This is a genomic window from Burkholderia sp. Ac-20349 (genome assembly GCF_017104865.1).
GTDB classification, from domain to species: Bacteria; Pseudomonadota; Gammaproteobacteria; order Burkholderiales; family Burkholderiaceae; genus Burkholderia; species Burkholderia aenigmatica.
Genome location: NZ_JAAGPM010000065.1, coordinates 1 through 26,713 on the forward strand (window position 1 = coordinate 1; position 26,713 = coordinate 26,713).

Annotated in this window: 24 protein-coding genes and 1 pseudogene; 17 read left to right on the forward strand and 8 right to left on the reverse strand. The window is 66.3% G+C overall.

Annotated features, from left to right (window positions below):
- From G3N61_RS21195 to G3N61_RS21210, 4 genes and pseudogenes are all read right to left on the reverse strand, one after another.
- Nucleotides 1–811, reverse strand: a pseudogene (locus tag G3N61_RS21195) (two-component sensor histidine kinase); the annotation flags it as partial.
- Nucleotides 787–1,452, reverse strand: a complete 666-nt coding sequence (locus G3N61_RS21200) for a response regulator transcription factor (protein WP_089450557.1) — start codon at nucleotides 1,450–1,452, stop codon at nucleotides 787–789. The pseudogene G3N61_RS21195 and the gene G3N61_RS21200, both read right to left, overlap by 25 nt.
- An 87-nt stretch (nucleotides 1,453–1,539) precedes the next feature.
- Nucleotides 1,540–1,980, reverse strand: a complete 441-nt coding sequence (locus G3N61_RS21205; protein WP_175021062.1) for a hypothetical protein — start codon at nucleotides 1,978–1,980, stop codon at nucleotides 1,540–1,542.
- 56 nt (nucleotides 1,981–2,036) lie between these two features.
- Nucleotides 2,037–2,819 (reverse strand): hypothetical protein, encoded by a 783-nt coding sequence (locus G3N61_RS21210; protein WP_089450555.1) that lies wholly within the window; start codon nucleotides 2,817–2,819, stop codon nucleotides 2,037–2,039.
- Nucleotides 2,820–3,067: 248 nt separating this feature from the next.
- Here G3N61_RS21210 and G3N61_RS21215 point away from each other — a divergent pair, with 248 nt between their 5' ends.
- The gene (locus G3N61_RS21215; RefSeq protein ID WP_043182990.1) at nucleotides 3,068–4,168 is read left to right on the forward strand and encodes a saccharopine dehydrogenase C-terminal domain-containing protein; all 1,101 of its coding nucleotides are present in this window, start codon (nucleotides 3,068–3,070) and stop codon (nucleotides 4,166–4,168) included.
- Between the two features lie 96 nt (nucleotides 4,169–4,264).
- Here G3N61_RS21215 and G3N61_RS21220 read toward each other — a convergent pair whose 3' ends face one another.
- Nucleotides 4,265–4,882: an ATP-binding protein gene (locus tag G3N61_RS21220; protein ID WP_043182988.1), complete on the reverse strand. Its 618-nt coding sequence runs from the start codon at nucleotides 4,880–4,882 to the stop codon at nucleotides 4,265–4,267.
- A complete protein-coding gene (cydX, locus tag G3N61_RS21225) occupies nucleotides 4,879–5,025 on the reverse strand; it encodes a cytochrome bd-I oxidase subunit CydX (protein WP_043182986.1) in 147 nt (48 codons plus the stop codon). The genes G3N61_RS21220 and cydX overlap by 4 nt, the downstream gene beginning before the upstream one ends.
- Nucleotides 5,026–5,204: 179 nt before the next feature.
- Here cydX and corA point away from each other — a divergent pair, with 179 nt between their 5' ends.
- Nucleotides 5,205–6,182: a magnesium/cobalt transporter CorA gene (gene corA / locus G3N61_RS21230; RefSeq protein ID WP_089450554.1), complete on the forward strand. Its 978-nt coding sequence runs from the start codon at nucleotides 5,205–5,207 to the stop codon at nucleotides 6,180–6,182.
- Between the two features lie 13 nt (nucleotides 6,183–6,195).
- Here the strand turns inward: corA and G3N61_RS21235 are convergent, their stop codons facing one another.
- Together G3N61_RS21235 and G3N61_RS21240 are read right to left on the reverse strand one after the other, a co-directional pair.
- Nucleotides 6,196–6,483 (reverse strand): YciI-like protein, encoded by a 288-nt coding sequence (locus G3N61_RS21235; RefSeq protein ID WP_089450553.1) that lies wholly within the window; start codon nucleotides 6,481–6,483, stop codon nucleotides 6,196–6,198.
- A 228-nt stretch (nucleotides 6,484–6,711) separates the two neighbouring features.
- The gene (locus G3N61_RS21240) at nucleotides 6,712–7,200 is read right to left on the reverse strand and encodes an adenosine-specific kinase (RefSeq protein WP_205823510.1); all 489 of its coding nucleotides are present in this window, start codon (nucleotides 7,198–7,200) and stop codon (nucleotides 6,712–6,714) included.
- Between the two features lie 143 nt (nucleotides 7,201–7,343).
- Here G3N61_RS21240 and G3N61_RS21245 point away from each other — a divergent pair, with 143 nt between their 5' ends.
- The 15 genes from G3N61_RS21245 (at nucleotide 7,344) to G3N61_RS21315 (ending at nucleotide 26,694) form a co-directional block, all read left to right on the forward strand.
- Nucleotides 7,344–8,333: a cysteine synthase A gene (locus G3N61_RS21245; RefSeq protein WP_089450551.1), complete on the forward strand. Its 990-nt coding sequence runs from the start codon at nucleotides 7,344–7,346 to the stop codon at nucleotides 8,331–8,333.
- Between the two features lie 110 nt (nucleotides 8,334–8,443).
- Entirely contained in the window at nucleotides 8,444–8,929 is a 486-nt protein-coding gene (locus G3N61_RS21250; RefSeq protein WP_043183190.1) for a YbaK/EbsC family protein, read from the forward strand.
- 827 nt (nucleotides 8,930–9,756) lie between these two features.
- A complete protein-coding gene (locus G3N61_RS21255) occupies nucleotides 9,757–10,455 on the forward strand; it encodes an energy transducer TonB (RefSeq protein WP_043183188.1) in 699 nt (232 codons plus the stop codon).
- 86 nt (nucleotides 10,456–10,541) lie between these two features.
- Complete coding sequence (locus G3N61_RS21260; RefSeq protein WP_043182979.1) at nucleotides 10,542–11,456, forward strand: MotA/TolQ/ExbB proton channel family protein; 915 nt, start codon at nucleotides 10,542–10,544, stop codon at nucleotides 11,454–11,456.
- Between the two features lie 20 nt (nucleotides 11,457–11,476).
- Nucleotides 11,477–11,899, forward strand: a complete 423-nt coding sequence (locus tag G3N61_RS21265; protein ID WP_011352158.1) for a biopolymer transporter ExbD — start codon at nucleotides 11,477–11,479, stop codon at nucleotides 11,897–11,899.
- A gap of 371 nt (nucleotides 11,900–12,270) precedes the next feature.
- Nucleotides 12,271–12,702: a biopolymer transporter ExbD gene (locus G3N61_RS21270; protein WP_011352157.1), complete on the forward strand. Its 432-nt coding sequence runs from the start codon at nucleotides 12,271–12,273 to the stop codon at nucleotides 12,700–12,702.
- 16 nt (nucleotides 12,703–12,718) lie between these two features.
- Nucleotides 12,719–13,909, forward strand: a complete 1,191-nt coding sequence (locus G3N61_RS21275; RefSeq protein ID WP_205823511.1) for a tetratricopeptide repeat protein — start codon at nucleotides 12,719–12,721, stop codon at nucleotides 13,907–13,909.
- Nucleotides 13,910–14,211: 302 nt separating this feature from the next.
- Nucleotides 14,212–14,787: an XRE family transcriptional regulator gene (locus G3N61_RS21280; RefSeq protein ID WP_043182976.1), complete on the forward strand. Its 576-nt coding sequence runs from the start codon at nucleotides 14,212–14,214 to the stop codon at nucleotides 14,785–14,787.
- Nucleotides 14,788–15,135: 348 nt separating this feature from the next.
- Nucleotides 15,136–17,952: a TonB-dependent receptor gene (locus tag G3N61_RS21285; RefSeq protein ID WP_205823512.1), complete on the forward strand. Its 2,817-nt coding sequence runs from the start codon at nucleotides 15,136–15,138 to the stop codon at nucleotides 17,950–17,952.
- 239 nt (nucleotides 17,953–18,191) lie between these two features.
- Nucleotides 18,192–20,114, forward strand: a complete 1,923-nt coding sequence (locus G3N61_RS21290; RefSeq protein ID WP_205823513.1) for an extracellular solute-binding protein — start codon at nucleotides 18,192–18,194, stop codon at nucleotides 20,112–20,114.
- A gap of 13 nt (nucleotides 20,115–20,127) precedes the next feature.
- Nucleotides 20,128–21,180: an ABC transporter permease subunit gene (locus G3N61_RS21295; protein ID WP_089450548.1), complete on the forward strand. Its 1,053-nt coding sequence runs from the start codon at nucleotides 20,128–20,130 to the stop codon at nucleotides 21,178–21,180.
- Nucleotides 21,134–22,246, forward strand: coding sequence for an ABC transporter permease (locus G3N61_RS21300; RefSeq protein WP_205823514.1), 1,113 nt, complete (start codon nucleotides 21,134–21,136; stop codon nucleotides 22,244–22,246). The genes G3N61_RS21295 and G3N61_RS21300 overlap by 47 nt, the downstream gene beginning before the upstream one ends.
- Entirely contained in the window at nucleotides 22,246–23,889 is a 1,644-nt protein-coding gene (locus tag G3N61_RS21305; protein ID WP_205823515.1) for a dipeptide ABC transporter ATP-binding protein, read from the forward strand. The genes G3N61_RS21300 and G3N61_RS21305 overlap by 1 nt, the downstream gene beginning before the upstream one ends.
- The gene (locus G3N61_RS21310) at nucleotides 23,882–25,333 is read left to right on the forward strand and encodes a TldD/PmbA family protein (RefSeq protein ID WP_205823516.1); all 1,452 of its coding nucleotides are present in this window, start codon (nucleotides 23,882–23,884) and stop codon (nucleotides 25,331–25,333) included. The genes G3N61_RS21305 and G3N61_RS21310 overlap by 8 nt, the downstream gene beginning before the upstream one ends.
- Nucleotides 25,333–26,694, forward strand: coding sequence for a metallopeptidase TldD-related protein (locus G3N61_RS21315; protein ID WP_205823517.1), 1,362 nt, complete (start codon nucleotides 25,333–25,335; stop codon nucleotides 26,692–26,694). Before G3N61_RS21310 ends, G3N61_RS21315 begins: the two co-directional genes overlap by 1 nt.
- Nucleotides 26,695–26,713 lie beyond the last annotated feature (19 nt).

A 26,713-nucleotide genomic window follows, 5' to 3' on the forward strand; every position in this document is an offset into this window, starting at 1 on the left:
ACGTGACCGCATCGCTGGCCGGCGATCTGCGCTGACGCGTCCGCTGCGCATTCGGCACGACCTGCGCACCGTTTTCCGTTTTTCCGTTCCGACCCGAAACAGGATTTCCGCAGACGATGCGGCGCTGCGCGGCGACCGACTGCGCGACACGCTCGAGCATCCGGTTGATCGCGACGACGAACGGCCGCACCTCGACCGGCACGCGATCGGCCGGCACCGGGCGCAGGTCGTGCTCGTCGCGCGCATCGATGCCGGCGGACAGCGCGGCCACCGGGCGGAACAGCTTGCGCACGAGATCGGCGACGAGCAGCAGCAGGATCGGGACGAGGATCAGCAGCGGCAACGCGGTGCGCCACGCGCTTTCGCGTGCGACGTCGTCGCGCATGCCGGCTTCCTGCGCGACCGCGATGCGCTCGCCGTTCGCGAAGGTCCGGACCATCACGCGATACGTGCTGCCGCCGGCTTCGACCGTATGCAGCCCGTCGGCGAGCGTCGGCGCCAGCGCGAGCCGTGGCGCGCCGTCGCCGCCGGGTTGCGGTGCGCCGCCGAGCGGCTGCACGAACACCCGCGACAGCTCGTCGCTTTCGCGCGCGGGCCCGCCGGCGGCGGCATGGAGCGACGGCGCACGCTGGCGGTCGAGCAGCGTCGCGACCTCGCGCAGCACGTCGTCCTGCAGCTCGTGCGCTTCGTCGAATGCCGATGAAAACGCGAACGCGGCCGCGGCCGTCGCGACGACCAGGATCGCGGCCGACAGCGCGACCGACAGGCGAAACCCGATCGACTCGCTCAGGCGTTTCTTGAAACCATCCATCCCGCCCCCCTGACGTTCTTGATCACGGCGCTGCCGAGCTTGCGGCGCAGCGAATGGATCAGGAATTCGACCGCGTTGCTTTCGACTTCCTCGCCCCAGCCGTACAGGCGATCCTCGAGCTCGCGCCGCGACAGGATCGCACCCGGGCGCACCAGCAGCGCGCGCAGCAGCGAGAATTCGCGATTCGACAACGGCACCGGCGCGTGCCCGTCGACGGTGGCCTCGCGCGTCGCCGGATCGAGCGACACGATCCCGTTGCTCAGCAGCGGCGCGGCCGAGCCGGCCCGGCGCCGGATCGCGACGCGGATCCGCGCGAGCAGCTCGGCCATCTCGAACGGCTTCACGATGTAGTCGTCGGCGCCGCCGTCGAGGCCGCGCAGGCGATCGTCGAGCCCGTCGCGGGCCGTGACGATCAGCAGCGGTGCGCTGGCGTCCTTCGCGCGGATGGCGGCCAGCACGTCGAGCCCGTCGCGGCCGGGCAGGCCGAGGTCGAGCAGGATCAGGTCGTAGGGCTGCGCGGCGAACGCGGTCAACGCGTGCGCGCCGTCGGTGACCCAGTCGGTGGCGTATGACGCATCCTTCAGCGCGGCATGGACGGCCTCGCCGATCATCGGGTCGTCTTCGACGAGCAGTATTCGCATGCGTGTTCTCCGTGCCGCGCAAACGCCGCCAGCGTATGCGATTCCCGCGCGGGCGTCACGCGTCGCGTGCCGCGCGCGCGGCAATCCTCATTTGCCGCTGAACCGGTCGAGGGCCGCGAGCAGGCTCTTCATCGCGGCGGCCGAATCGGCCTGGGTCGGATGGTCGGCGCGCAGCGCGGAAAGTGCGCGGTCGATTTCCTGGTCGACCATGTGCCAGTCGGCGGCGGCGCGCGGCTTGAGACCGGCTTCGGCCGAGTCCCACGCGATCTCGAGATCCTTGATGCGCGTTTTCGCGCCGGGCAGGTCGCCCTTGGCGACGAGCGCGTTCACGTCGACGGCGATCGTGCGGAACTGCGACAGGTCGCCGAGCTTCGATGCGTGAGCCGCTGCCGGCGACGCTGCGGCCGAGGCGGGCAGCGAGCTCGATGCGTTCGCATCCTGCTGCTTCGAACAGCCGGCGGCGGCGCCCAACAGGGCAATCGTGGCCGCGGCTACGGCGAGACGGGAAACGGGATGGGGGATGCGCATGGCGTGTCCTCGATTCGATGAAAGGGAAGTACGGAAAGAACGGAAAGGAAAGCGCGTCATTCGGCGGACCCGGCGCGCGTGCGCGGGCCGCTGCCGAACTGCGCGACGGCGACGAGCAACACGATCACGGTCAGGAACAGCAGGCTCGTCCATGCGGCGCCGAAGCCGAGCCCGCCATAGGTGCGGGCCTGCGTGAGCAGGTCGCCGAGCGACGCGCCGAACGGGCGCGTCAGGATGTAGGCGATCCAGAACGCCAGCACGGCGTTGACGCCGAGCCGCCACATCACGAACACGGCCGCGATCAACGCGCCGAAGCACAGCGCGCCGAGCGTGAAGCCGAGCCCGAGCGCCTCGGTCGCGAGATCGCCCGCGGCGGTGCCGAGCGCGAACGTGCAGAGGATCGCGGCCCAATAGAACAGCTCGCGCCGCGGCGTGACAATCGTCTCGATCGACAGCGTGCCTTCGACGCGATGCCACACGAAGAAGATCGCGGCGAGCGCGACGGCAAACGCGGCGGTGCTCGCATAGAGGCTGACGTTCAGGCCGTCGGTGAGCAGGTCGGTGATCTGCGTGCCGACGATGCTGACCAGCACCACCGTGAGCCAGTAGATCCACGGCACGTAGCGGCGCGTGCGCAACTGCAGCCACAGCGCGACTGCGAGCAGCGCCGCCATCGCGATGCGCGTGACGGTCTGGCCGAGCCCCGCGTTGACCGCGAGAAAGTCCGCGCCGGTTTCGCCGACCGTGGTCGACATGATCTTGATGATCCAGAACGAGAGCGCGACGTCGGGCACCTTGTTCAGCCAGTGCGACGTGCGGTTGACGGACAGGGATTGCATGCGATGCCTCCTTGGCGATCGGGTGGTCGGCATGCAGTCTGAAATGGAAGACTTAGGCCAGCCATAGCGAGGCCGGCAGCGGGAAAAAAGCGTCGTTTCGACGTTTCGACGAAATGTGTCGTCGAAGCGTCGAAATTATCGGTCGTTTCGCATCATTCTTCGTCTTGGAACTGATTTTGAGCGTCCCTAAACTGTGTTCATGGCTCAACGCCGTTCACAACACCAACCCATCATCAGGAGATAAGCGCATGAAAATCGCCATCGTCGGCGCAGGTCTGATCGGCCACACCATTGCTCACATGCTGCGTGAAACGGGCGACTACGAAGTCGTCGCGTTCGACCGCGATGCGGATGCGCTTGCGAAGCTGTCGCGTGAAGGCATCGCGACGCAACGGGTCGATTCGGCCGACGCGAACGCGATTCGCGAAGCAGTGAAGGGCTTCGATGCGCTCGTCAACGCGCTGCCTTACTACCTCGCGGTCAACGTTGCCGCCGCTGCGAAGGCTGCCGGCGTCCACTACTTCGACCTGACCGAAGACGTCCGCGCGACCCACGCGATCCGCGAACTGGCCGAAGGCTCCGACCGTGCATTCATGCCGCAGTGCGGCCTGGCACCGGGCTTCATCGGTCTCGCCGCACACGAGCTCGTGAACGGCTTCAGCGAAGTGCGTGACGTGAAGATGCGCGTCGGCGCGCTGCCCGAGTATCCGACCAACGCGCTGAAGTACAACCTGACGTGGAGCGTCGACGGCCTGATCAACGAATACTGCCAGCCGTGCGAAGCGATCCGCGACGGCCGCAAGCAGTGGGTGCAGCCGCTCGAAGGCCTCGAGCACTTCTCGCTCGACGGTACCGAATACGAAGCGTTCAACACGTCGGGCGGCCTCGGCACCCTGTGCGAAACGCTGTCGGGCAAGGTCGAGACGCTCGACTACAAGTCGGTGCGCTATCCGGGCCACCGCGATCTCGTGCAGTTCCTGCTCGAGGACCTGCGTCTGTCGACCGACCGCGACACGCTCAAGTCGATCATGCGCCGTGCCGTGCCGTCGACGAAGCAGGACGTCGTGCTGGTGTTCATCACGGTGACGGGCGTGAAGGACGGCCAGCTGGTGCAGGACGTGTTCACGCGCAAGATCTTCGCGAAGGACGTGTGCGGGATGCACATGAGCGCGATCCAGATCACGACGGCGGGCGCGATGTGCGCGGTGCTGGATCTGTTCCGCGAGAAGAAGCTGCCGCAGAGCGGTTTCATCCCGCAGGAAAAGGTGTCGCTGAAGGCGTTCCTGTCGAACCGCTTCGGCAAGCTGTACGAGGGCGGCACGATGGAGCGTGCGCACGCGGTGGCCTGACCACCCGCCAACCTCCGGCACGAGGGCCTTACGACGCCGGGAGCGCAGCAGCGCTTCCGGCGTTGTTTTTTGCGGGTAACGAAACAGAAGGGCCGGTCAGGCCGGCAGCGGCGGGACGATCGTTGCCGCCGGCGGAGGCGGCGCGATGCGGTACAGCAGCGCATCGACGTCCTTGTCGGAGGGGGCAGTGTTGTCGAACATCACGATGCCGTCGCATTCGTGGCCGGTCGGCACGAAGCGGCGCTGCCGGTATTCGTCCCAGTGCGCGAGCTTGTACGCATCGTTCGGGTTGCCGCGCGCGACGATCCGCTGGTGCGCGACGTCTTCCGACGTGTGAACCCAGACGACCGTCAGCGTGACGTCGGGCGCAATGCCGAGCCACGCGCGGTCGAGAATGCGGCGATCGCGCACTTCGCGCGACAGCGGGCCGACGACGAGTGCGCCGATGCCGAGCGCGAGATTTTCACGGGCCGTGTCGAGCAGGCCCTGGTATTCGGGATCGCGCAGGTGCTTCAGGTAGAGCGGGCTGTCGCGGTCGTTCGGATCCTCGGTGAGCGCGCCCATCGCGGCCGAGCTGTAGCGGCCGTACAGCGTGTCCTTGTCGAGCAGGCAGAACGCCTCGCCGGTCGCGCGCATCAGCGGCCCGATGAGCCGCTTCGCGAGCGTGGTCTTGCCGGTGCCGGCGTGACCGCAGAAGAACACCAGATGCGTCACGAAGCCTTGCCTCCCGACCGCGGGCTCGACGCGCCGTTGCGTTTGTCGCCGCGCGAGAAGACTTCCGCTTCCAGCCACATCGCGTTGATGATGCCGAAGCCGAGCGCCACGCCGATGCCGAGTATCCACGAGAAATACCACATGGGTCTGTCTCCTTGACGGTTGGGCCGCACGGCCGTGCGGCGTGTGGTTCGAAGTGTCCCGATACGCATGCTGCGGTGCATGCAGCCCGATCATGACCAATATCGCCGTGCCGCGCAAGCCGGGCCGCCTGCGCAGCAAACCGGTAAACTGATGCGCAAACCGCAACATCACGGACAACATGCTGATCAACTGTGCTGCATACCAGGACGGCCGCAAGCTGGCCGACATCGATATCGACGCCATCAGCGACTATGTGTCGAAGCCCGAATGCTTCGTGTGGGTCGCGCTGAAGGATCCGACGCCTGCCGAACTCGACCTGATGGGCGAGGAGTTCGGGCTGCACGAACTGGCGCTCGAGGATGCCCGCAAGGGGCATCAGCGACCGAAGATCGAGGAGTACGGCGATTCGCTGTTCGCGGTGCTGCATATGGTCGAACTGGACGACGACGATGAATTGAATGTCGGCGAGTTGAACGTGTTCGTCGGACCGAACTACGTGCTGTCGATCCGCAACCATACCGAGCAGGATTTTCGCGACGTGCGCAAGCGTTGCGAGCGCGAGCCGCATCTGCTCCAGGAAGGCTCGGCATTCGTGTTCTACGCGCTGATGGACCAGGTCGTCGACCGCTATTTCCCGATTCTCGAAACGCTCGGCACCGAACTCGAGGCACTCGAGGACCGCATCTTCGCGAAGGCCACGCCCGCGTCGTCGCGCGCGATCATCGAGGATCTCTATTCGCTGAAGCGCCGGCTCGTGATGCTGTACCAGCACACGGCGCCGTTGATCGAGCCGCTCGCGAAGCTCACCGGCGGGCGCATTCCGCAGGTCTGCAGCGGCATGGAGCCGTACTTTCGCGACGTGTACGACCACCTGCAGCGGATCGTGAAGACGATCGAAGGGCGGCGCGAGATGGTGGTCACGGCGATCCAGGTCAATCTCGGGATGATCTCGCTGGCCGAAAGCGAAGTGACGAAGCGGCTCGGCTCGTTCGCCGCGCTGTTCGCGATCCCGACGATGATCGCCGGCATCTACGGGATGAACTTCGCGAACATGCCCGAACTGCACCTGAAATACGGTTTCTACGGCTGCATCGCCGTGATGGTCGTCGCCGATTTCGCGCTGTGGTGGCGATTCAAGCGGGCAGGGTGGCTGTAGTCCCGCGTCGCGCCTAGCGCGGCGCGTGCTTGCCGATCACGACGCGCCACGGTCGCACGCGCCACGATTTCACGAGGCCGTTCTGCACGTACGGATCGGCGCGCGCGAACGACTCGGCCGCCTCCGGCGAATCCCCTTCGAACACAAGCACGGCCTGGTCGGCCGGGTCCGACAGCGCGCCGGCGAGCACGAGCTCGCCGCGCTCGGTCGCGGCCTGTGCCAGCGCGAGGTGCTGGGCGCGGAACGGTTCGCGACGGGACAGGTAATCGTCGACGAGTTCGTAGATCAACTGGTAATGCATGGTGGCTCCGGGAAGAGTCGCGGCGGCCGGTGGATGTGTCAGCGCGCCGTCAGTCAGTCTGCTGCGGGCAGTATAGGGCAGGCGGACGGTAGCGGCACGACAGGGGCGGCGGCGCGCGTTCGTGCCGATAAACGCAACTAACGGTCTGAGCGCCAGCCGTCCTGAAATCCCGACCGCAACGCGCCTTCGATGCAGCCAGGTCTACAGGCCGGCGCCGGCGGCCGGTCCCTACGCCTTGTAGCCGATCGTGCGCAGCAGCTCCTTGCGCCAGCGGACGTCGTCGTCACTTTCGACACCGAGCGGCCCAAAGCCGTCGACGACGCCGACGATCCCGCGTCCTTGCGCGGTTTCCGCGACGATCACGTCGGTCGGGTTCGCGGTGGCGCAATAGATCCGGCAGACTTCCGGCACGGCCTTGATCGCATTGAGGACGTTGACCGGATAGAACCCGTCGCCGAGGAACACGATGAACGCGTGACCGGCGCCGATCGCGCTGGCGTTGCGGCATGCCAGTTCGACGAGCGCCGCATCGGTGCCGGAGTGGCGCACCAGCCGCTTGCCCGACGCCTCGCAGAAGGCGAGCCCGAAGCGGATGCCGGGCACGGTGCCGACCAGCGCCTCGTGGATGTCCTCGACGGACTTGATGAAATGCGACTGGCCGAGGATGAAATTCACGGTCTCGGGCTTGTCGACGGCAACGGTTTGCAGTTGCAGCATGGCGGACCTCGTCTCGCGATGCGGCGCGTGCGCCGCAATGGGCTCTTCAAGCTTAATACGCGGCGGCCGGCGACGAAAGCCGTGCGGGCGGCCTATCCTTCGTTGTGTGTGGCGCGCGCTGCGCGAAGGCAACGGAGGCAGACATGGACGTGCGACAAGGCTTCGTCGACTGCGTGGGGCGCACGCCGCTGATTCGCCTGACGAAGCTCAGCGCCGAGACGGGCTGCGAGATCCTGGGCAAGGCGGAATTCATGAATCCGGGCGGGTCGGTGAAGGACCGCGCGGCACTGTACATCATCCGCGATGCCGAGCGGCGCGGCGTGCTGAAGCCGGGCGGCACCGTCGTCGAGGGCACGGCGGGCAACACCGGCATCGGTCTCGCGCATATCTGCGCGGCGCGCGGCTATCGCTGCGTGATCGTGATTCCCGACACGCAATCGCCGGACAAGATGGCGATCCTGCGCACGCTCGGCGCCGAGGTGCGCCCGGTACCGGCGGCGCCCTACCGTGACCCGAACAACTATCAGAAGATTGCCGGGCGGCTCGCGGACGAACTCGACAACGCCGTGTGGGCCAATCAGTTCGACAACGTCGTCAATCGTCAGGCGCACTACGAGACGACCGGGCCCGAAATCTGGCGCGATACGGCGGGCACGATCGATGCGTTCGTCTGCGCGACCGGGACGGGCGGCACGCTGGCCGGCGTGAGCCGTTATCTGAAAGAGCAGAATCCCGACGTCCGGATCGTGCTGGCCGACCCGCACGGCAGCGGGCTCTATGGCTACGTGAAAACGGGCGACCTCGGCGCGGAAGGCAGCTCGATCACCGAAGGCATCGGATCGACGCGCGTCACCGAGAACCTGGCGGGCACGCCGATCGACGACGCCGTGCGGATCGACGATCAGCAGTGCGTGACGATGGTCTACCGGCTGCTGCGCGAGGAAGGGCTGTACGTCGGCGGATCGAGCGGCATCAACGTCGCGGCGGCGGTCTGGCTGGCCGGCCGGATGGGCCCGGGGCACACGATCGTGACCTTGCTGTGCGACCGCGGCGACATCTATCGCGCGCGGCTTTTCAATCGGGAATGGCTGCGCGAAAAGGGGCTGGACCCGGGGGCGGAACCCTGGAGTTGAGCCCGTGTGCGGCGCGGGAGAGGCGAGGATTTCCATCCGCCCGAATGCGACCTATGCTGAACGAATCCGGAGCGAACTTCGTTCGCCCGATCGTTCAGACGAGGTGTGCCATGCCTGTGTCAGCCACCCTGCAGGATTGCCTGCGTCAGAAGTCATCGCGGTACGAAGTGGTGTACCACCCCTATAGCCATACGAGCATGGAGACGGCCGCCGCTGCGCATATTCCCGGCGATCGCCTCGCGAAAACCGTGCTCCTTGAAGACGACGAAGGCTACGTCGCCGCCGTATTGCCGACCACATATGCCGTGCGCCTGTCGGATCTCTGGGTGAAGACGGGACGCCATCTCGTGCTCGCCCGGGAGGTCGAACTGCGCGAGCTGTTCAAGGATTGCGACATGGGTGCGCTGCCGCCGGTTTGCATGGCGTACGGAATGAAGACGTTTCTCGAGGAACGTCTCGCGCAGCAGCCGGAAGTCTATTTCGAGGCCGGCGACCACGAAGCGCTGATCCACATGATGCAGGATGAATTCCTGATGCTGATGGAGACGGCCGAGCGTGCGCATTTCTCGCACAAGATGCAGGGCATGCAGTCCTGACGCGCGCGACGCGTGGCTACGGGGCGATGCGCGTGTGACAACGCTGCGTGTCGGGGGATGGGGTGTGTCGCGAGACAGTTAATTCGATGTGCGAAACTGTTTTGATTGCTTGGTGAGGGTGAGTTCAGGCTGAAATTTGTATCGTATTGCAGATTAACTGTCTGGATATCGATGCTGCTTCGGACGTTTTTAGGAAGCGGTGTAGACCAGCTCGATGCGGTCGACAAGCGTTTCGGGCGACCGGTGCGGACGTCGACGAGGCGAGGGCGTACACCCTGCCGCTCCCTTTCCGGACGGCTCATTTTGGTGCGGCGCGGGAAATATGCCGATATTTATGTTGAAGCGGCTTAATATCCGATTTTGCATATATCCATACAATTCAATTACCGTTTTAATAATAAATGTTTGATTTGGGCTTACTGGAATATTATTTGAATAAACCCTCCAAACTTTGTATTCGGGTATCAAATAAAGTTTGACGTCAAAATTTTTTCCTTGCTATCTTCTGCTCCCAAGTGAACGGCACAAATGACATCACCGTGTAACGAACGGCGAACCGTCATGCGAAACGCGAGGTGCCGCCCGCTCAGCTGACAATTGCCTGACCGTGCAGGCGCGAGGTTTTCCGGTTCAATGCCGGGCCGCGCCGGCCGGAACGATTCCTTGAAAAAGAATGAATTGGAATTCGAATGTAATTCTTTCAATTCGGATTGCTAATTGAATTTGAAATGAAATGTTCGGGTTGATGCGGTGGCGATGCCGACCTGGCTTCGCCGCCGGCAGCAATCCGAAACTGGGCGAATCGCTTGGGGGATGGGATGGTGGGCATGAAAGTCGAAGAACGTCTGGTTACGTCGAACAGCGGACTGGCTACGCTGGGCCGTCCGCGAGAGTTCGGCAAGAAGCAACAGAATCCGGTGCGCCGGTTCGGTGGCATCGGAATCGTCCTGGTGCTGCATGCAGTGCTGATCTACGCGCTGCTCAACGGCCTCGCGACGAAAGTCGTGCAGGTGATCCAGCATCCGATCGAAACCCGCATCATCGAGCCGGTCAAGCCACCGCCGCCACCGCCGATGCCCGTGGTCAAACTCCCGCCGCCGAAATTCGCGCCGCCGCCGCCGCCGTTCGTCCCGCCGCCGGAAGTGCCGGTGCAGGCGCCGCCGCAGGCGACGATCACGCACCAGTCGGCCCCGGTACCGTCCGCGCCGGCCGTGCAGGCGCCGGTCGTGGCGCCTCCGGCCCCGGCCAAGCCCGTCAGCCATGACGTAGGTGTGGTCTGCCCGAATTCGGACACGCTTCGCGCGTCGATCCAGTATCCGAAGGAAGCGCAGGAAAACAACATCACGGGCGACGTGACGATCGAGTTCGTCGTGGATGCGGAAGGGAACATCACGAACGAGCGCGTGGCGCAGTCGGCGGATCCGATCCTCGATCGCGCGGCCTACAACACCGTGAAACGATTCAAGTGTGTCGCGCAGGGCCAGTCGGTGCGGGTCCAGGTACCGTTCTCGTTCAATCTGAATTGATGCAGTGGGCGGCCCGGCGCGAACCGGGCCGGGGAAAACCATCTCGAACTGACGTATTAAGTTCACCGAAATAATTGGAGTGGGGTATGACGAAGCGTTCACTGGCCGCGCTGGCGGCAAGCATCCTGATGTCCGTCGCCGCAATCGACGGGTTCGTTGCGCCGCAGCTCGCCCATGCGCAGGCAAGCGGCGCGGCCGGCACATCGGCGCAGGCCGCGGCGCCGTCGGCCGCACCGGCCCCGGCTCCGGCCGCTGCCGAGCCGGCTCCGCCGCCTGCGCCGGCCACGACGGAAGCGGTCGAGAATCCGTACGGGCTCGGCGCGCTATGGAAGAACGGCGACTTCGTCGCCCGTTTCGTGCTGATCCTGCTGGTGATCATGTCGATGGGAAGCTGGTACATCATGATCACGAAGTTCGTGGAACAGTTGCGCGCGAATCGCCGCGCGAAGCTGGCGGACGCGCAGCTCTGGTCCGCGCCGTCGCTGGCCGAGGGCGCCAAGCTGCTCGACGAGGCGTCGCCGTTCCGGTTCATCGCCGAAACGGCGATCGAGGCCGGCGAGCACCATGAAGACGCGCTGCTGGAAGCGGTGGACCGCAACACGTGGATCGACGTCTCGGTCGAGCGCTCGATCACCAATGTGTCGAACCGGATGCAGGACGGGCTGGCCTTCCTGGCCACGGTGGGCTCCACCGCGCCGTTCGTCGGGCTGTTCGGCACGGTCTGGGGGATCTATCACGCACTGACGGCCATCGGCATTGCCGGCCAGGCGTCGATCGACAAGGTCGCGGGCCCGGTGGGCGAGGCGCTCATCATGACCGCGATTGGCCTCGCCGTCGCGGTGCCGGCGGTACTCGGCTACAACTTCCTGGTCCGGCGCAACAAGTCGGTGATGGAGCGGGTCCGCAACTTCGGCGCGCAACTGCATACGGTGCTGCTGGCCGGCAATCGGCGCCCGGTGCGCGCGGCGGCGTCGCCGGCAGCCGCGTCGCTTGCGAACTGATCGGCTGACGGAGACGCGCGATGGCCATGAACGTCGGGCAGGACGATAGCGACGAGGTGATCGCCAACATCAACACGACGCCGCTCGTCGACGTGATGCTGGTGTTGCTGATCATCTTCCTGATCACGATTCCGGTCGTGACGCACACGATCCAGCTTCAGCTGCCGAAGGAGACGGTGCAGCCGCTGCAGACGACACCGAAGAGCATCGAGATCGCGGTGAACCGCGACGGCGATTTCTTCTGGGGCGAGCAGCTGGTGGATGCGCAGACGCTGCTCGCGAAGCTGAAGGGCGTGTCGCAGCAGCAGCCGCAGCCGAGCGTCCACGTGCGCGGCGATCAGAACACGCGCTACGAGTTCATCGGCCGGGTGGTCACGATGTGCGAGCGCGCGGGGATTGCGAAACTGTCGTTCATTACGGAGCCGCCTGCGCGCGGCGGATAGTCGCGCGCGGGAATGGGGGTGAAACAGGGGGCCGGCGGCAGGGTTAAGGCACTGACGCTGGCTGACGGTGACGCACTGGGCCGGTGTAAGGGCAAAAGCGCTGGCGCGGGTCGACCGTGAAGTATGGGGGCTGCGTAGGTGCTAAAGCGCCAACGTGGATCGACCGCGAAGCATGGGATCGGCGTAAGCGCTAAAGCGTCAACGTGGATCGACCTCGAAGCATGGGATCGGCGTAAGCGCTAAAGCGCCAACGCTGATCGACCGCGAAGCATGGGATCCACGTAAGCGCTGAAGCGCCAACGTGGATCGACCGCGAAGCATGGGATCCACGTAAGCGCTGAAGCGCTAACGTGGATCGACAGGAGTCGACGATGGGAATGAATGTGCCTTCGGGCGGAAGCAACGCCGAACCGGAAGTGATGGTCGATATCAACACCACGCCGTTGATCGACGTGATGCTGGTGTTGCTGATCATGCTGATCATCACGATCCCGATTCAGATGCATTCGGTGAAGATGGACCTGCCGGTCGGTAATCCGCCGCCGCCGGCCACGCCGCCGGAAATCGTGCAGATCGACATCGACTTCGACGGCACGACGACATGGAACGGTGCGCCAGTGCCGGACCGCGCGGCGCTCGAGTCGAAACTGACCCAGGTGGCGGCGGAGCCCGTGCAGGCGGAGATCCATCTGCGCCCCAACAAGCTGGTGCCGTACAAGGATGTGGCCGCCGTGCTCGCGTCCGCGCAACGCGTGGGCGCGACCAAGATCGGCCTGATCGGTAACGAACAGTTCATGCAATGACGACACGGACGAGCCGATGAACCAGCGACGATGGAAACGGATGATGGCGGTGACGGCGCTCGGCGCGGCAGGCATGCTCGGACGCCCGGCGTTGCCGGCGGACGCGCTGCGGCCGGACGTGGCGAAACCGTTGGCGGCCGCACAGGAGCTGTACCGGGCGCACAAGTATCGCGACGCGTTGGGCAAGATTGCCCAGGCGGCCGCCGTGCCGAACCGGACGCCGTACGAAACCTATATGGTCGAAGAGATGCGCGGCGCGGCAGCGATGGCGGCCGGCGACTCGGGCACGGCTGCGCAGGCGTACGAAACCGTGCTGAATTCGGGGCGGCTGTCGGGTGAGGACGAGCAGCGGACAACGGCGGCGCTGGCCGGCATCTACTTCCAGCAAAAGAACTATCCGCTCGCGATCCGGATTGCCCAGCGCTACCTGAAGGCAGGTGGATCGGATCCGGAAATGCGCACGCTGCTCACGCAGTCGTACTACCTGTCAAACGATTGCGCACCGCTCGTGAGCCAGTTGAAAGCGAGCACGGACGCGCAGGCGAATGGCGGACACGCACCGGATGAAGGGCAGTTGCAGATGCTGGCGACCTGCGCGCAGAAAGTGAAGGACGGCAACGCGTACCGCAGCGCACTGGGGCTGCTGGTGGCCTACCACCCGAGTCCCGCGTACTGGGACGAAATGGTCACGGCCATTCGCGGCACGCCCGGCTATCTGCCGTCGCTCGACCTCGACATCTACCGGTTGCGGCGGGCGACGGGCTCGCTCGCGTCAGCGAACGCGTACATGGAGATGACGCAGCTCGCGCTGGTGGCGGGGTCGCCCGCCGAAGGCAAGCAGGTGATCGACCAGGGGTTCGCGTCCGGCGTACTCGGCAAGGATGCACAGGCCGACCGCGAGAAGCGGCTGCAGGCATTGGCCGCGAAGCGCGCGCAATCGGGCGGCGACGCCACGACGCCTGCGACGCCGATCGACGCGGGCATGAACCTCGTCTTCGAGGGCCATCCCCAGCAGGGGCTGCCGATGATGGAGCAGGCGATCGCGAAGGGCGGGATCGAGCATCCCGATGCGGCGCGACTGCGGCTCGGCGAGGCGTACTACGTGGCCGGCCAGAAGGCGCGTGCGGTCCAGGTACTGCGCACGGTGAAGGGAACCGACGGTTCCGGTGACCTGGCGCGCCTCTGGACGGTGGTGGCATCCCGGTAACGCAACGGAAGGGTCCGACGGCGCGCAACACGGGCGCGGTCGGCAAGCGGTGTGCCGCCGCGACAGCACCGATGCACGACGGGCAGGTCAGCCGATGGAAAGGGGCAGCCTTGTTGATTAGTAAACCGAACGAAATGTACGAGGGCTGCGTGGCCGCACGACGCGGGTGCCATGCCGCGCCGCGCGTGGCTATCAGGCCACGGAAGCGTGCAGCCGGGTATCGCGCCGGGCCGGTCGCGTCACGGCATGGGGCGCGTCTTGACGACATCAAACCGATTTCGACTGCGAGGGTCCGTCTTTCCATGGTTTTGCCCCCTGATGAGTCGGTGCTCGTCGCCGTGTCGCTAGGCAACAAGATCCGGGCGCTGCGCCAGCGCCTGAAACTCACGCTCGACGAAACGTCGACGATCGCCGGCATTTCGAAACCGTTCCTGTCTCAAGTCGAGCGCGGGCGGGCGACGCCGTCGATCACGTCGCTGGTCCGGATCGCGAAGGCGCTGGGCGTGACGATGCAGTACTTCATCGACACGCCGACGGAGGCGCGCTCGGTATGCCGGGGCAACGCGCTGCAGTATTTCCAGTTCACGAACTCGGCCAGCCTGTTTGCCAGGCTGACGAACCTGGTGGACGGTCGCAAGCTCGACGCGATTCTCGTCCGGATGCCGGCGGGGCAGTTGTCGTCCGAGATGACGACGCATGCGGGCGAGGAGTTCGTCTACGTCCTGCGCGGGCAGGTGGCGCTGACGCTCGAGGATTGCACGTTCACGCTGAACGAGGGCGACACCGCGCATTACGAATCGACGATGCCGCATGCGTGGCGCAACACGGCCGACGAAGAGGCGGTGATCGTCTGGGTCGGCACGCCCAGGTTGTTCTAGCGACGGCGGCCGCAGCGGCAAGCCGCCACGAAGGAGAAGTACCCGATCGGCAGCGGAGGGTGTGCATCAAGGCGCGCGCACAGGCTCGCCTTGTACGGAACCAGTTGTCCGTCGAATCGGGAGGAAGCAGGCAATGCGCTCAATGTAGGTGTTTAGTATGACGAATCGAAATAGAAAACGACGGTGATGCTGGATGGTGCGGGTGACCCGAGGCCGATCCGTTCGAGTCGTGGCAGCGAAAGCGTGGCAATCGCGGGTTCCGGTACACGGGCACCCAGGACGCGCAAGGAATTCACAAGGTTCCGGCGCACAGCAGGTGGGGTCTTACTACGAGCGAGAGGGAACGAGATGAAGCAGAGAGTTTTGGCGTTGGCCATCAAGAGGATAGTCTGGGCGGAGCTGGCGCTGACGGCCGCACTGGCGCCGCCGGCGTTCGCCCAGAGCCAGCCGGCGCCGGGCGCCGTCGCGATCGCGGATGCGGTCGCGAACGGCGCGCCCGTGACCGTTGCACAGGCGGGCGGTACGCCGGGTGCCGCCGCTGCCACGGGCACCGCGGCACCCGATGCAACAGCAGGCGCGGCAGGCGCAGCAGGCGCGGCAGCCGAAGCGACGCCCGCCGCACCCAGTGCGAACGGGCAGGGCAAGGTCGCACAGATCAAGCGATTCGAAGTGACGGGTTCGCTGATCCGGCAGGCCGACAAGACCGGTTTCCAGCAGGTGCAGACGATCACGCCGAAGGAAATCCAGGCCAGCGGCGCGGTGACCGTCACCGACTTCCTGCGCGACGCGGCCGCCAACTCCGCGAACAGCTGGGGCGAAGGGCAATCGGGCAACTTCGCGGCCGGCGCGGCGGGCATCGCGCTACGTGGCCTGTCCGAGAAGTACACGCTCGTGATGGTCGACGGCCAGCGCGTCGCACCGTACGCATTCTTTTCGAACAGCGTCGACTCGTTCTTCGACCTCAACACGATTCCGCTCAACGATATCGAGCGGATCGAAATCGTGAAGACGGGCGCCGTGTCGCAGTACGGGTCGGACGCGATCGGCGGTGTCGTCAACATCATCACGAAACACAATTTCCGCGGCCTTCAGCTCGACGGCAGCCTCGGCAGCGCGATCAACGCCGGTAACGGCGACGGCACGGTGAAGTTCGGCGTGCTCGGCGGCTTCGGCGACCTGAACGCCGACCGCTTCAACGTGACGGCCGCCCTCAGTTACTACAAGTCGAATGGCTTCACGCTGGCCGACCGCGATTCGACGCGCAACCAGGACTTCACGGGCAAGCCGGGCGGCTTCTCGCTGCTCGCGCCGTCGTACTGGAACATGCCCGGCGGCGTTGCGCAGGCGCTGAGCGGGGGCTGCCCGTTCGGCGGCTCGGTGCGTCCGGCCGTGTCGAATTCGTTGTCGGCCGGGTCGCCGGGCACGGTCTGCGCGTACAACACGGCCGAAAGCACGTCGATCCTGCCGATGACCGAGCGTCTGAACGCGAAGCTCCACGGGGACTTCAAGATCGACGACAAGACGACCGCGTTCGCGGATTTCCTCGAGAGCTACAACACGACCACGACCAACGACGGCCTGTGGAACAACGTGATCGGCAATTCGCAGAACCCGGCGCTCGTCTGGAATCCGCAGACGAAGCTGCTGTCGCCGTTCAATTTCACGGTACCGGTCAGCAACCCGTACAACACGACAGGCGCGGCCACGCCGCTCACCTATGCGTTTCCGAACACGGTCGCGCAGAAGACCTGGGCCAACTACTGGCGTGCGGCCGTGGGTATCAAGGGGTCGTTTACGCTGCCGTACGGCGACTGGGACTGGGCGACGTCGGTCAGTCACTCGCAGAGCACGGTGTCGAACGTGTTCACGAACCAGCTGAACGTCAATGCACTGAACAACATCTACCAGAACGGGACGTTGAACTTCGCGAATCCGGCGGCAACGCCGAACGCGTTCAACGGGCTTTATCAGAATGCGAACAACCTCGGCATTTCGAAGCTCGACACGATCGACGCGACGGTATCGACGCCGAACCTGTTCCATCTGCCGACGGGCGACGTCGGCATCGGCTTCGGTGCGCAGTTCACGCACCAGAGCGAAATGCTGACGCCGGGCGCCGAATACATGAGCGGGGCCGTCATCACGCCGGACCTCGAGACGGTGGATGGCCAGCGCAACGTCGCGGCCGTCTATTACCAGATCAACGTGCCGATCCTCGAGAACCTGACGTTCAGCCAGGCGGGCCGCTACGACCACTATACGGACGTGGGCGGTGCCTTCTCGCCGCGCTTCGCGTTGCGCTACCAGCCGATCAAGGCGCTCACGCTGTATACGTCGTACAACCGCGGCTTCCGCGCGCCGACCTTCGTCGAGGACAGCAAGTCGCAGACGCTCGGCATCCAGGTCGACCCGGCCACCGGCCAGAACTACACGTCGATCACCGTCGGCAACCCGAACCTCGCGCCGGAACGCACGCGCAACTTCAACATCGGATTCCAGGTGTCGCCGAGCCGCTACACGGATCTCGGCTTCGACTGGTACAAGATCCGCATCGACAACGTGATCGGCCAGGGCGCACCGTCGCAGATCGCGACCGACCCGACGACGGGCCAGCTGCTGTACAAGGTGATCCCGTACCAGAACCTCGGCTACCTCGACACGAACGGCTTCGAAGGCACGTTCCGCCAGGGCCTGCCGCTCAAGGGCTGGGGCACGCTCACGCTGTCGGGCGACTGGGCGTACATCAACAGCTACAAGATCGGCTTCCCGGGCGGTACGCCGGTCAATGGCGCGGGCAACAACTTCACGATCACGCAGCCGTTCGGCGGCAGCTTCCCGCGCTGGCGCGGCAACACGACGCTGGACTGGAACTACCGGAAGTTCGATGCGGCGCTGACGTGGCAGTTCACGGGCCCGTACGCACAGAACCTCACGCCGGCGCCCGCACCGTCGAAGGTCGGTTCGTACAGCCAGTTCAACCTGATGATGTCGTACACCGGCTTCAAGAACTGGACGATCTACGGCGGCATCAACAACCTCTTCAACCGCACGCCGCCGTACGACCCGATCTTCGCGAACGGCACGCTGGACCAGAGCGGGTACGACACATCGGTGTATTCGTATATCGGCCGGTTCGCGCAGATCGGCGCGACGTACAAGTTCTGATGGCGATCGCGATGCACTGACAGGCTTTAGACCGGCCGCTCCACGTCCACTACCCCCTTTTTGGAGCGGCCTTTTTTCGCCTGGCGCCACGACGGCCCGCAACCGGGACGCGCGGCGGCGCAGCTTATCCGATCGTGAACAGCACGAACCTTCCGCGGGACGCAGCCGGCATGCGGCGTCCGGCACAGGCATCGACCGCGCGCAGGCGTCACGCCCGCACGCTTCCGGACAGACTGACCATGAGACTGTTGAAATGGCGACGGGCACGCGTACCGCGCCACGCGCACCTGAAGCGCACGCTTACGCGGATGCGCGCCGCCACGCGCGCCGCGCTGCTCGTGTGCGCCGCGTGGCTCGTATCGGGCGGCGTCATGCCGCAGGCTGCGCTCGCGGTGCAGGCGATCTCGCAATACGATCATCCGAAGTATCCGCCGGGCTTCACGCATTTCGACTACGCGAATGCCGATGCGCCCGACAGCGGCACGCTCCAATTTGAAAACTACGACGAAGCGCAAAGCTACGACTCGCTGAACCCGTTCCTCGTGCGCGGCGCGCCCGCGCCGGACATCAAGAACCTGATGTTCGACACGCTGATGCAGCGCAGCTGGGACGAGCTCGCTTCCGAATACGCGCTGATCGCCGACGACGTCGACGTCGCGCCGGACGGGCTGTCGGCGACGTTCCACATCAATCCGGCCGCGCGCTTCTCGAACGGCGACCCGATCACCGCGACCGACGTCAGGTATTCGTTCGATACGCTGACGAGCCCGCAGGCCTCGCCGCTGTACAACGCACAGTTTTCGATCATCAAGCGCGCGGTGGTCGTCGACGGTCACACGGTGCGCTTCGAGTTCAAGCACGCGGAGCGCGACGCCGCGCTGATCGCGGGCGACCTGCCGGTGTTCTCGCCGAAATGGGGGCAGCGCGCGGACGGCACGCGCCCGCCGTTCGACCAGATCGCGAACGTGCCGCCGATCGCGAGCGGCCCGTACCTGATCGACCAGCGCAAGAACGACAAGCAGATCAGCTACGTGCGCGATCCCCACTACTGGGCGGCGAACCTGCCGTCGCGACGCGGCATGTTCCGCTTTGCGCACGTGTCGTTCAAGCTGTACCTGGACCAGTACACGGCGCTCGAAGCATTCAAGGCCGGCGACATCGACGCGCGGATGGAATACAGCGCGACGCAGTGGGCGCGCAAGTACGTCGGCAAGAATTTCCGCAACGGCATGCTGAAGCGCGGCGAGTTTCCCGACGGCCCCGCGCAGATGCAGGGTTTCCTGATCAACATGCGCAAGCCGATGTTCCAGGACGTGCGGGTGCGGCATGCGTTCGCGCTGGCGTTCGACTTCGACTGGATGAGCCGGATGATGTTCTACGGGCAATACCGCCGGACCAACAGTTTCTGGGAGGCGAGCCCGTTCGCGGCATCCGGCATGCCGAGCGAGAAGGAGCTTGCGCTGCTCGAACCGTTCCGTTCGACGTTGCCGCCGGAGGTGTTCGGCCCGATGGTCCAGCAGCCGTCGACGCTGCCGCCCAACTCGTTGCGCGCGAACCTGAAGCAAGCGCGCGACCTGCTCGCGCAGGCCGGCTGGCATTACCGCGACGGCGCGCTGCGCGACGCGAACGGCACGCCGATGACGATCGAGATCATCGACGACCAGCCCGGCATGGACCGCCTGATCCTGCCGTACACGCAGGCGCTCGCGATGCTCGGCATCCACGCGTATCTGCGCGAGATCGACAGCGCGGTCTACCTGAAGCGTCTCGACAATTTCGAATACGACATGACGACGTACATCTACCTGCCCGTGACGATCCCGGGGGCGGAGCTGACGCGCCGCTTCGGCAGCGCGGCCGCATCGCAGCCGGGCTCCGAGAACTATCCGGGCGTGAAGTCGAAGGCCGTCGATGCGCTGATCCGCGCGGCGCTCGCGGCCGACACGCTCGACGATCTCGAGACGGCCACGCACGCGCTCGACCGCGTGCTGATCAACCTGTACGCGCTGATCCCGCAGTACTACCTGCCGAATGCGCGGATCGCATACAAGGCGACGCTCGGCCACCCGGCGATCGTGCCGGATTCCTATCAGTACGAGGACTGGATCATCGACTACTGGTACGTGAAGCAGCCGGCGGCGACACCCGCGCCGGCGGCCTGACGGGAGAACGACGATGCTGGCATACATACTCAGGCGTTTGCTGCTGATGATCCCGACGCTGATCGGGGTGGTGACGATCACGTTCGCGGTCACGCAGTTCGTGCCGGGCGGCCCGGTCGAACAGGTGCTCGCGCAGTTGCGCCACGGCAGCGCACGCGGCGGGGAGGCGGGCGGCGGAGGCGGCGGCTACCACGGCAGCCAGGGCGTGGACCCGCAGCAGATCGAGCAGATCCGCAAGCAGTTCGGCTTCGACAAGCCGCCGCTCGAACGCTACGTGCTGATGCTGAAGCACTACGCGACGTTCGACCTCGGCCAGTCCTATTTCGCGCACCGCAGCGTGTGGGCGGTGATCCGCTCGAAGCTGCCGGTGTCGATCACGCTCGGGATGTGGACGGTGATCCTCACCTACCTGGTGTCGGTGCCGCTCGGCATCGCGAAGGCGGTGCGCAACGGGTCGCGGTTCGACACCGTGACGAGCGTGCTGGTGCTGGCCGGCTACGCGGTGCCGGGCTTCGTGCTCGGCGTGCTGCTGCTGATGCTGTTCGGCGGCGGCACGTTCTGGCAGGTGTTCCCGATGCGCGGGCTCACGTCCGACAACTTCGACGACCTGACGCTGATCGGCAAGGCGCTCGACTATCTGTGGCACATCGTGATGCCGGTGACGGCGTCGGTCATCGGCAACTTCGCGATCGTCACGATCCTGACCAAGAACACGTTCCTCGAGGAAATCGGCCGGCAGTACGTGCTGACCGCACGCGCGAAGGGTGCGCCGGAGCGCGACGTGCTGTGGAAGCACGTGCTGCGCAACGCGGCGATCCCGTTGCTCACCGGGCTGCCGGCCGCGTTCGTCGGCGCGTTCCTGAACGGCAACCTGCTGATCGAGACGCTGTTCTCGCTCGACGGCATGGGGCAACTGTCGTACGACTCGGTGATCCGCCGCGACTATCCGGTCGTGCTCGGCTCGCTGTTCCTGTTCACGCTGATCGGCCTGCTGACCAAACTCATCGCGGATATCTGCTATGTCCTCGTCGACCCCCGTATCCAGTTCAACCGCCTGGACCACTGACCAGGCCTGCGCCGCGTGCGCGGCGTCGCCGTCGCCGTGGCGGCGCACGTGGCTGCGCTTTCGCGCGCAGCCGCTCGGCTACTGGAGCCTCGTGATCTTCGCGGTGCTGTTCGCGCTCAGCCTGGGTGCGGACCTGCTGTCGAACGACCGGCCGCTGATCGTGCGCTACGACGGGCACTATTACTTTCCGATCGTGAAGGACTATCCGGAGACGGCGTTCGGCGGCGACTTTCCCGCGATGACGAACTATCTCGATCCGTATATCCGCACGAAGATCGAGTCGCATGGCAATTTCGCGATCTATCCGCCGAATCGCTATCGCTACGACACGATCGACTATTTCGCGTCGCGGCCGTATCCGGCGCCGCCGTCGTCGAGCAACTGGCTCGGCACCGACCAGTTCGGCCGCGACGTGCTCGCGCGGCTGCTGTACGGCTTCCGGCTGTCGGTGCTGATGGCGTTCGCGCTGACCGTGTCGGGCGTGCTGGTCGGCGTGCTGACGGGCGCGCTGCAAGGCTTCTACGGCGGCCGCACCGATCTGGTCGGGCAGCGACTGATCGAGATCTGGAGCGCGCTGCCCGACCTGTACCTGCTGATCATCTTCGCGTCGATCTTCACGCCGTCGCTGTGGCTGCTGTTCATCCTGCTGTCGATGTTCGGCTGGCTCGTGCTGTCCGATTACGTGCGCGCCGAATTCCTGCGCAACCGCGGGCTCGACTATGTGAAGGCAGCACGCACGATGGGGCTGACGAACGCGCAGATCATGTGGCGCCACGTGCTGCCGAACAGCCTCACGCCGGTGATCACGTTCCTGCCGTTCCGGATGAGCGCGGCGATCCTGTCGCTGACGAGCCTCGATTTCCTCGGCCTCGGCGTGCCGCCGCCGACACCGAGCCTCGGCGAGCTGCTGCAGGAGGGCAAGAACAACCTGGATGCGTGGTGGATCTCGATCGCGGCGTTCGCAGCGCTGGTGGTGACGCTGCTGCTGCTTACCTTCATGGGCGATGCGCTGCGCAACGCGCTCGACACGCGTACGCGCGGTTCGGCATTCGGCGGAGGGCGGTGATGACGAGACCGTTGTTGCAGATCGACGGGTTTTCCGCGCATTTCGGCGCGAATGCGGCTGTACAGGACCTGAGCCTGTCGATCGGCCGCGGCGAGCGCGTGGCGCTCGTCGGCGAATCGGGGTCGGGCAAGAGCGTGACCGCACTGTCGATCCTGCGGCTCGCGCAGCAGGCGACGCTGTCGGGGCGGATGCTGTTCGACGGCGAGGATCTGCTCGCGAAGACCGAGCAGCAGATGCGCGGGATCCGCGGCGCCGACATCGCGATGGTGTTCCAGGAGCCGATGACGGCGCTCAATCCGCTGTACACGATCGGCAAGCAGATCGCCGAGAGCCTGCGGCTGCACGAGGGGCTGCGCCCGGGCGACGCGCGCGAGCGCGGGATCGCGCTGCTGCGGCGCACCGGGATTCCGGAGCCGGAGCGGCGCATCGACAGTTTTCCGCATCAGCTGTCGGGCGGGCAGCGCCAACGCGCGATGATCGCGATGGCGCTGGCGTGCCGGCCGCGGCTGCTGCTCGCCGACGAGCCGACGACGGCGCTCGACGTGACGGTGCGCCAGCAGATCGTCGACCTGTTGATCGAGCTGCAGGAGCAGGAGGCCGCCGCGCGCGGGATGGCCGTGCTGCTGATCACGCACGACCTGAACCTCGTGCGGCGCTTCGCGCAGCGCGTGGCCGTGATGGAGAAGGGCGTGCTGGTGGAGACCAACACGACGGCCGCGCTGTTCGCGGCGCCGCAGCATCCGTATACGCGCCGGCTGCTCGACAGTGCGCCGCAACGGGCGATCGAGCCGGTCGCCGCCGGTGCGCAGACGATCCTCGACGTGCAGCGGCTCGCCGTCGACTATCGCATCGCGGCAAAGGGCTGGCGCTCGGTGCTCGGCAAGACGACGTTCCGCGCCGTGCACGACGTGCAGCTGAGCCTCAAGCGCGGCGAAACGCTCGGGATCGTCGGCGAGTCGGGTTCGGGGAAGTCGACGCTTGCGTCGGCGGTGCTCGGCCTGCAGCGGCCGGCGTCGGGCGGGATCGAGATCGACGGCATGCCGCTCGCGTCGCTGCGCACGACCCAGGGCCGCCGCACGCTTTACGGGCGCATGCAGGTGGTGTTCCAGGATCCGTTCGGCTCGCTGTCGCCGCGCATGACGGTCGAGCAGATCGTCGGCGAGGGGCTGGGCGTGCACCGGCCGCAGGTGACCGGCGATGCACGGCGGGCGCGGATCGCCGCGCTGCTGCAGGAGGTCGGCCTGCCGCCCGAGGCGATGCTGCGCTATCCGCACGAATTTTCCGGCGGGCAGCGGCAGCGGATCGCGATCGCGCGGGCGCTGGCGGTGGAGCCGGAACTGCTGGTGCTCGACGAGCCGACGAGCGCGCTCGACGTGTCGATCCAGAAGCAGGTGCTGAATCTGCTGACGAATCTGCAAAAGAAGTACAAACTCAGCTACCTGTTCATCACGCACGATCTGGCGGTGATGCGCGCGATGGCCCACCGCGTCATCGTGATGAAGGCGGGGCGCGTGGTCGAGGCGGGCGAGACGCTCGACGTGCTGCATGCGCCATCCCATCCGTATACGCGAGCACTGCTCGCGTCGTCCATGCTGGCGCCGGAGCGCGGCCCGCAGGAGCAGCAAGAGAGAACCGATGATTGACGAGAACCGGGCGCCGGGCGCCCGAGCCGCGCAGGCGGCGCAGGCGTTGCGCAGCGACGCCGATTTCTGGTCGCTGCGCATCGTCGACGAGACGATCGACGAACATGCGGTGCGCAACGACGTCGCGCAACCGTTCTCGCGGACGCGCGAGCGCGGTGCGATGCTGACGGCCTGGGCCGGCACGGGCGCGGGCTATGCGGCGACGCCCGACCTGTCCCCGGCCGGGCTGCAGGCGGCGCTCGACATCGCGACCGCGCGGGCGCGGGCCAGTGCGCCGTGGGCGCTGGTCGATCATCGTCACGCCGCGCGCCCGCAGGCGAGCGGCACGTATGCGTCGCCCGAGGTCGATGCGGCACTGCCTTCGCGCGCGGAATGGATCGAGCGTCTCGCGCACGAATGCGCGGCGGCGAACCTCGGCACGCGCATAGTCGAACGCGCGGCGAGCGTGATGATCGTGCACACCGAGCAGTGTTACGTGACGAGCGACGGCGTGCGGATCGACCAGCGCTTCCGCTTCCTGATGCCCGAGCTGCAAGCCGTTGCCCACGGCGACGGCGACACGCAGACGCGCTCGCTCGGTCAGTCGGGCACGCTCGCGCAGGGCGGCATCGACGTGCTGGCACGCTACGGCTTCGACGGCGCCGGCGTTCGGGTTGCCGACGAGGCGCTGCAGTTGCTCGCCGCGCCGAACTGCCCGACCGGCCGGCGCGATCTGCTGCTGATGCCGGACCAGATGATGCTGCAGATCCACGAGTCGATCGGCCATCCGCTCGAACTCGACCGGATTCTCGGCGACGAGCGCAACTTTGCCGGATCGAGTTTCGTCCGGCCGGAGATGGTCGGCCACTATCAATATGGCTCGCCGCTGCTGAACGTCACGTTCGATCCGGAGCCGACGGCCGAAGCCGCGTCCTATGCGTTCGACGACGACGGCACGCCGGCGCGCAAGCAGTACCTGATTCGCAATGGCGTGCTCGAACGGCTGCTCGGCGGGGCGCTGTCGCAGCAGCGCGCGGGCCTGCCGGGCGTGGCCAACTCGCGCGCGTCGGGCTGGAACCGCGCGCCGATCGACCGGATGGCGAACCTGAACGTCGAACCCGGCGACCAGTCGCTCGACGCGCTGATTGCGGGCACCGAGCACGGGATCCTGATGCGCACCAACACGTCCTGGTCGATCGACGACCACCGCAACAAATTCCAGTTCGGCTGCGAATTCGGGCAACTGATCGAGAACGGCCGGCTCACGCAGGTCGTCAAGCGCCCGAACTACCGCGGCATCTCCGCCCAGTTCTGGCGCAGCCTGCGCGCGGTCGGCGATGCGAGCACGTTCGGCATCTACGGCACGCCTTATTGCGGGAAGGGCGAGCCTGCGCAGATCATCCGTGTCGGCCACGCCGCGCCGGCCTGCGTGTTCGCCGGCGTCGACGTATTCGGAGGGGCGTGATGACGGGATTCGATCCGATGGCACGCCAGGCCGGCATCGACTGGCATGCGTATTTCTCCCGGCTCGCCGACGACGCACAACGGCTGACGACGCCGGCCGAAACCGTGCTGCTCGGCTTCTACAGCGAGACGTCCGACTTCGTCCGCTTCAATGGCGGCAGGATCCGCCAGACCGGGCGCGTCACGCAGGGGCGGTTGTCCGTGCGGCTCGTCGACGGGGCGCGGCAGGCGCACTCGGCGCTGACCGTGTGCGGCGATCCGGCGGCCGACCTGCGCGAATTGGCGGATGCAATTGCCGTGCTGCGCGACGGCCTGCGCGATGCGCAGGACGACCCGCACCTGCTGTTCGATACCTCGTCGTGGGTGCAGGAAACGCGCCGCACCGGGCGCCTGCCGGATGCCGACGGGCTCGCGCGAATCGTGGCCGAATGCGCGCGCGGGCTCGACTTCGTCGGCTTTTATGCGGGCGGTACGCTGGCGCGCGGCTTCGCGTCGTCGACCGGCAGCCGCGGCTGGTACGAGGTCGAGAATTTCAACTTCAGCTGGTCGCTGTACGACCCGAGCGGCCGCGCGATCAAGACCGTCTATGCGGGCGACGACTGGCGCGATGCGGCGTTCGCGGCCAAGGTCGACGCGGCCGCCGCGCGGCTGCCCGTGCTCGGCCGCACGCCGAAGGCGCTGGCGCCCGGGCGCTACCGCACCTATTTCGCGCCGGACGCCGTCCACGAGATGACGAGCCTGCTCGGCTGGAGCGGCTTCTCGGCGCGCGCGCTGGCGAGCGCCCGCAGCCCGCTGCATCGTCTGTACGCCGGTGAGGTCGCGCTCGATCCGCGCGTATCGATCACCGAGGATTTCTCGCTCGGCATCGCACCGGCGTTCAACGCGGACGGCTACCGGCGCGACAGCGTGCCGCTCGTCGTCGAAGGGCGGGGCGCCGGGCAGCTCGTATGCGCACGGACCGCGCGCGAGCAAGGGTGCGCGCCGAACGGCGCGGACAACGGCGAATCGCCGCAGTCGCTGACGATCGCGAGCGGCTCGCTCGCCGATGCCGACGTGCTGGCCGCGCTCGACACGGGGCTCTACGTCGGCAACCTCTGGTACCTGAACTTCTCGGATCCGATCGCGTGCCGGATGACGGGGATGACGCGGTTCGCGACGTTCTGGGTCGAAGGCGGGCGCATCGTCGCGCCGGTCGACGCGATGCGGTTCGACGACAGTTTCTACCGGCTGTTCGGGTCGGAGCTCGAGCAGCTCGGCGCGGCACCGGCGCTGCTGGCGAACGACGACACGTACGGCGAGCGCGCCACCGGAGGCGCGCAGCTGCCGGGGCTGCTCGCGCGTTCGTTCGAGCTCACGCTGTAGCGCGTTCGCCGACATTTGC